This window comes from uncultured Jannaschia sp. (assembly GCF_947494025.1).
In the GTDB taxonomy this organism is placed as follows: domain Bacteria; phylum Pseudomonadota; class Alphaproteobacteria; order Rhodobacterales; family Rhodobacteraceae; genus Jannaschia.
In genome coordinates this window covers 1-5,209 of the sequence record NZ_CANLTQ010000067.1, presented here as the reverse complement: position 1 = coordinate 5,209, position 5,209 = coordinate 1, and the positions used below count along the sequence as shown (strand labels likewise).

General features: G+C 64.8%; 7 protein-coding genes and 1 pseudogene. 3 read left to right on the top strand and 5 right to left on the bottom strand.

Annotated elements, in window-relative coordinates; all coding sequences use genetic code 11:
* Window positions 1-386 (bottom strand): hypothetical protein (locus Q1B08_RS20820; protein WP_299823113.1); only part of this gene is annotated, 386 nt, incomplete at its 3' end.
* 211 nt (window positions 387-597) lie between these two features.
* On the opposite strand from Q1B08_RS20820, the gene Q1B08_RS20815 reads away from it, so the two are divergent.
* The 3 genes and pseudogenes from Q1B08_RS20815 to Q1B08_RS20805 all read left to right on the top strand — a co-directional run.
* Window positions 598-1,158 carry a phage holin family protein gene (locus tag Q1B08_RS20815; protein ID WP_299823110.1) on the top strand — a complete coding sequence of 187 codons (561 nt, stop codon included), beginning with the start codon at window positions 598-600 and terminating at the stop codon, window positions 1,156-1,158.
* A 48-nt stretch (window positions 1,159-1,206) separates the two neighbouring features.
* Window positions 1,207-1,884, top strand: coding sequence for a DUF3618 domain-containing protein (locus tag Q1B08_RS20810; RefSeq protein ID WP_299823107.1), 678 nt, complete (start codon window positions 1,207-1,209; stop codon window positions 1,882-1,884).
* A gap of 251 nt (window positions 1,885-2,135) precedes the next feature.
* Window positions 2,136-2,300, top strand: a pseudogene (locus tag Q1B08_RS20805) (transposase); the annotation flags it as partial.
* A gap of 59 nt (window positions 2,301-2,359) precedes the next feature.
* On the opposite strand, the gene Q1B08_RS20800 reads toward Q1B08_RS20805, so the two are convergent.
* The 4 genes from Q1B08_RS20800 to Q1B08_RS20785 all read right to left on the bottom strand — a co-directional run bounded on the left by Q1B08_RS20800 (window position 2,360) and on the right by Q1B08_RS20785 (window position 4,612).
* The gene (locus tag Q1B08_RS20800; protein ID WP_299823104.1) at window positions 2,360-2,992 is read right to left on the bottom strand and encodes a transposase; all 633 of its coding nucleotides are present in this window, start codon (window positions 2,990-2,992) and stop codon (window positions 2,360-2,362) included.
* Entirely contained in the window at window positions 2,886-3,584 is a 699-nt protein-coding gene (locus tag Q1B08_RS20795; protein ID WP_299823101.1) for a transposase, read from the bottom strand. Before Q1B08_RS20795 ends, Q1B08_RS20800 begins: the two co-directional genes overlap by 107 nt.
* 396 nt (window positions 3,585-3,980) lie before the next feature.
* On the bottom strand, window positions 3,981-4,271 hold the full coding sequence (locus Q1B08_RS20790) for a type II toxin-antitoxin system RelE/ParE family toxin (protein ID WP_299823098.1): 291 nt from the start codon (window positions 4,269-4,271) through the stop codon (window positions 3,981-3,983).
* Between the two features lie 44 nt (window positions 4,272-4,315).
* Window positions 4,316-4,612, bottom strand: a complete 297-nt coding sequence (locus Q1B08_RS20785; RefSeq protein ID WP_299823116.1) for a hypothetical protein — start codon at window positions 4,610-4,612, stop codon at window positions 4,316-4,318.
* Between the last annotated feature and the right edge of the window lie 597 nt (window positions 4,613-5,209).

Genomic DNA, 5,209 nt, shown 5'->3' with positions numbered 1-5,209 from the left:
TCGATCTCGACCTCGGCCGGGCTTTCCTCGATGTCCACGCGGGGCGGCGTCTGATCGAGCAGCACGCGGCCCTGGATCGTGACCTCGTCCTGCAGGGTCAGCGTCACCGACTCCGTCTCGGCCACGGTCGCGCTGGTCTCGGACTGCGCCTGATCCGACTGATCCTGAGCAACGAACAGCCGCTCGTACTCGACGCGGCAGGCCTCGACATCGCCGGTCTCGACGATCTGCGTCACTTGCGCTTCATCGGCCCCCTCGGGCAACTCGCTGGTAAGAGCGGCCTGAAGGTTGGCGCAAGCTTCCTCGAGCGAAGTTTGTTGCGCAGGCGCGGCGAACGGAACGGTAAGGGCTGTACCGACGAGCAAGGTCGAAAGGACAGATTTCATCGGTGTTGGCTCCACAATGTTGTTTTGCGTTGTGCCTTTCAAAGGCTGAGAATGGAGACCGAGTTCCGCATCGATCAGCGAATTGATAAAAGTTAGCTTGTTTGTACGCTCTGGAACGGACGATCCGGCATTTGGTTAACGCACTACATCATTCACATGATCAGGTTTTCGCCTGTCGCGTCCTTGTACGTTTCCATTCTGGAGTTGATCCATGGCAGATCCAACCGACCCTCATCGTCCGATCGACCCCGTTGACACGTCCCGCTCCTCCGCGGGGCTCGCGAGCGACGTCCTTCGGCACGGCTCGAACCTGGTCCAGCAGGAAATTCGGCTCGCCCGGGCCGAGATGTCCGAGAAAGCGGCACAATTGAAGTCCGCAATCGGCGAGCTGATCGCGGGCGCCGTGCTCCTGGCGGTCTCGCTCGGCATTCTGCTGTCCGCCCTTGTCAGCGGCGTCGCGCGCCTGCTCGTCGGCATCTTCGGCGACGACCCTTCGGCGGCTCGGGAGGTCGTCGCGCTCGACGGGCTCGACGAGGGGCAGGCCCAGGTGGTCACTGCGATCAATCAGAATGTCGAAGCCGCCCTCGACGCGGCACGGACGCTTCCGACCTACGAGGGGCTGGCAGCCCTGCTCGTCGGCGTGGTGTTTGCCGTGATCGGCGCGCTTCTGCTGCGCAACGGACTGAGCAAGCTCGATCCCGGAAACCTGGTTCCGGACCGGACCATTCGGCAGGTCAAGAAGGACGGAGAGATGGCGCGCGACCAGATCTGAGCCGCGCCGATCCGTCCCAACGTTCGTCTCAACCAAGGAATTCAGACAATGGCTGACAGCAAACACGATCAGAAGACCACGCGCGAGGCCGAGCGTGACGTCGAGGCGGCCCGTGCGAACCTCGCCGGGTCCATCGACAGCCTCGAAGCCCGGCTTAGTCCGAACGCGCTCGTCGAGCAGGGGATTGCGTATTTCCGCGGCGACGGGCGCCGGCATCTCGACACCCTGGCGCGCAACGCCCAGGCCAATCCGATCCCCCTCGTCCTGATCGGGATTGGTGTCGCCTGGCTGGCGATGGGTTCGAATCGAAACCCGAGACCGAACTCGGCCGGTCGGAGAGTCCCGACTGATCGCTACGACGATGCCGGTGTCTACGGGAACGATCGCGATGAGTACGGGTCATCGTCAGACATGAACACGACCCGATCGGCACCGGGACTTGGTGCGAGCGCAACGGCGTCGTCCGCAATGGCGGGTCAACCGCGCACGACGGGCCTCGGCACGAATACGCCATCTTCAATGTCGGACGAGCCCCGTGATCCGCTGCGATCGTCAGAACCTCTGAAAAATGCCGACAGTTCGAGCTCGGATGATCCACTCCTGAAGGACGATGGGACCGAAGATCCGGTTCTCGGGTCGAAGACGAGCCCGAAGGCGAAAAGCCCGTCGTTCCGAGACCCGATCACGACCGCGCATAGCGATCTGGATGACGACAAGAAGGTCTAGTCGTCGTCAATGCCCCAGACGTCCGGTCGTAACCTGGCGGCCGTCCGGCGCTCCAATGGCATCGAAGCGCGGGCGAAGCATCAGCCGTCTTGCCGCCATACGACATGCCCCTCGATGCGGTATCGCCGAGATGTCATGCGCACGACATCCAGACCCCGTGGCCCGAAGGCCTGAGGTGCTCCCTGGAAATCGGACACTGACGGAAGCTACGATCTGAGGTCATCTTGGTCTTCGAGAAGGAGACGGACGAGATGGCGAAGAGGAAGCGGGTCGCGGCCGCGTTCAAAGCGAAGGTGGCGCTGGAGGCGCTGAAGGGGGAGCAGTCGGTGACCGAGCTGGCCGCGCGGTTCGAGGTGCACCCGACGCTGATCCACCAGTGGAAGAAGGCGCTGCTCAAAGGAGCGTCCGGCGTGTTCGAGAAGGGCCCGACAAGCGATAGAGCAACCCAAGGTCTGGAAATTGCGCGACGCCCTGATCACGCATCCTGGCATTCCCATTTGATGTAGGCCTTGGTGTCGGCGGCCCATTTGTCGTCGATCTCGACCAGCACGGCGCCGACGAGGCGCTCGAGGGAGGCTTCGTTCGGAAAGACCCTCACCTTGGCGGTGCGGCGTTTGAGTTCCTGCTGGACGGCCCGCTCCATGGGGTTGGAGGTGCGCAGCCGGCGGCGGTGAGGGCCGGGCGGGGAGAAGACGGCCAGACCCTCGGGCACGGCCTCTTCCAACCATGCGGCGAGAGCCGGAGCGGTGTCCCGGTCGTCTGCAACCAGCTCGGCCAGGGCGGCCTCGGACTTGGCCGGTGAGCCGGCGTTCCAGACGTCGCGCAGCTCGGCACCGATGCGCTTGCGGCTCTTCAGGGTCGGCGCGTGATGGATGGCGTTCTGGGCGAGATGGTGAGGAGGATCAGGAAACTCTCCAGGGGAGAGTTTCCCCGACGAACGGCAGCGCTGCCATGTCGCGCCGCCGAGGCCCGCCCTGCGCGCGGCGCGCAGCCCGGCGTGGTCATCGGAGACGACGTACTCCACCCCGCGCATCCCGCGGGCCCGGAGGCTTTCCAGAAAGGCCCGCCAGTGGACCTCGGCCTCCGACAGGGCGACGGAGACGCCCAAGGACCCGGCGGCGCTCGTCCGGGCCGACGCCGATGGCCGAGAGCACGGCCGCGGCGCGCACGATCCCGCCCTGACGCACCTTCTCGTACCGGGCATCGAGAACCAGGTACGTGATCTGGCCGGGAGGCCGTGTGCGCCAGGCCTCCAGCTCGTCGTCGAGCAGCCTGGCCGCGCGGCTGGCCCGGGTCGAGGACAGGCTGTCGAGACCGAACTCGCGCATCACCCGCTCGGCCTCCCGGGTCGACACGCCCTTGACGTACATTTCCGCCACCGCCAGCATCACGGCGCGAACCGACCGGCGGCCGCGTTCGAGCGATTGCGGGCAGAACGTCGTGCCGTCATGGCCGGCGGTCTTGGGGACGTCGACCGCGATCGTGCCCGCCGGTGTGTCGATGCGCTTGGGCTTGTAGCCGTTCGCGTAGCCGCGGCGGGTATCCGTCCGCTCGCAGGGGGCGGCGTCGAGGTACCGCTCGCGCTCGATCCGCATCGCCAGCTCGAAGGCCCGGCCGAAGACCGTGGCGATGTCATTGGGTCCGTGTTCGATCGGATGTTCCAGAAGAGTCTCGATCGTCCGATCCTGCTGCCTGTCCATTCGCTTGTCTCCACGGTGGTGTTGCAGCTCCATGGAATACCAGAATGGATCGCCCCTGCCGGGGCCGGCCCCGGCAGGGGCTCACGGCACCATCGTCAAATGAATTTCCAGACCTCAGGTTACAGTACCTTCGGCGCATCCGTGGGTGCGGGGGCTTTCCGGCGAGACGCGGAGCCCCTGCCCACATCCGTACGGCTCTCGGGGGCGACTGCAGCAGGTCTGGGATTGACTGCGCGACGCCGAAAGGCATCCGCCTTTTGCTGGTATCCGACTGTGTTCAGGCCCCTTGGCAAAATCAGGTTTGAGACTGGACAGCGTCACGATCTGTACCAGCGCAATGCCAGCCACCTTCCGTATGAGTTCGTCGAGCTGTCCGAACGGTTCTCGCTCTCGGCATTATTCGTTTCCGCCAAACTCCGATCGCCTCGCCACGTGAGCCCCCCAGTCACGTCCTCCGAACGCGATCAGGGCGATGTAGAGTGCATCCGAAGCCGCGTCGTGGCGGAACACGACCGTAATCCTGCGGTTGCGACCACCATGGCGGACACGCCAGCCATCAAGAGGTGCGTCGAGCGTCGTGCCCAGACCGGGCTCCGCGACGACCACCCCGATCAATTCCCTCGCCTCGAGAATCCGCCTGCGTGCGGCGGCGCCGTTGCCGCTAACCGCGAAGATATGTTCGGCCATGCCCACGATGTCCCGCTCGAGGAGCGGGTGAGGCACGACCTTCATCAGCCACGGTCCTGGTTCTCGGCCTCCCGCTCCAGAGCCTCGATGCACGCGAATGCTCCTGCGGTGAGCTCGTCCAGACTGCCCACCGGAACCCACTGATCGAGGGGCAGTTCGAGCCTGCGCTTGACCTCAGCCTCCAGAATTGCTGCTTCACGCGCGCGCGCGCCACGCGCTCGGGCAAGCTCGCCCGAGACAGCAGCGCTGATCGTCGGATACTCCCCTCGATCGACGAGCTCGCGTGCGTAAGCGAACGCCGCGTCCGTGAAGCTGACCGATTGCTTCTGAACTCCCATCATGATCTCCAAACGAGCACATCGGTAGTCTGTTGGACTACCATGAGAACGCCGGGTCCTTTAGTCAAGGGCCACGCCGCTTCCGCCATCCACCCTCTCGCGCTGCAGCAACCGGGCCAGTATGTCCCGGTCCGATCCCGATGGCCGACAAGCAGACTGATCTGCTGGTCCCGACACTTGGTCTCCCTCAATGGACCCTGCCCTCCCGGCCCCAGATGCCGAAGATGCTGGCCCTGAGATCAAGGTCTCCCCGCAGGTAACGTTTCGTGAAGGCTTGTCTTATGCGTTTCGCGGCTCGTCTGCGAGGAATGGGTCGGTGGTCGGATCGGTAGTGGCTTGGTCGCAGAAGGACCGTTTTAGAGTGTGATCGGCCACCGTCTTCACCTTGGGCCTGAACGGATACGCAGCGGCGAGAGCCCTGCATGACAAGCAGAGGACAGCGAAGATGACTCATGATAGCATCGGGATCGACATCTCCAAAGACCGGCTCGACGCCGTGCGCCTGAGCGACGGGGGCAGCCGGAGCTTCTCCAACGACGCACGAGGCTTCCGGGCGCTTCGGACCTGGCTGCGCGCCGCGCCGCCCGCACGGGTCGTCTA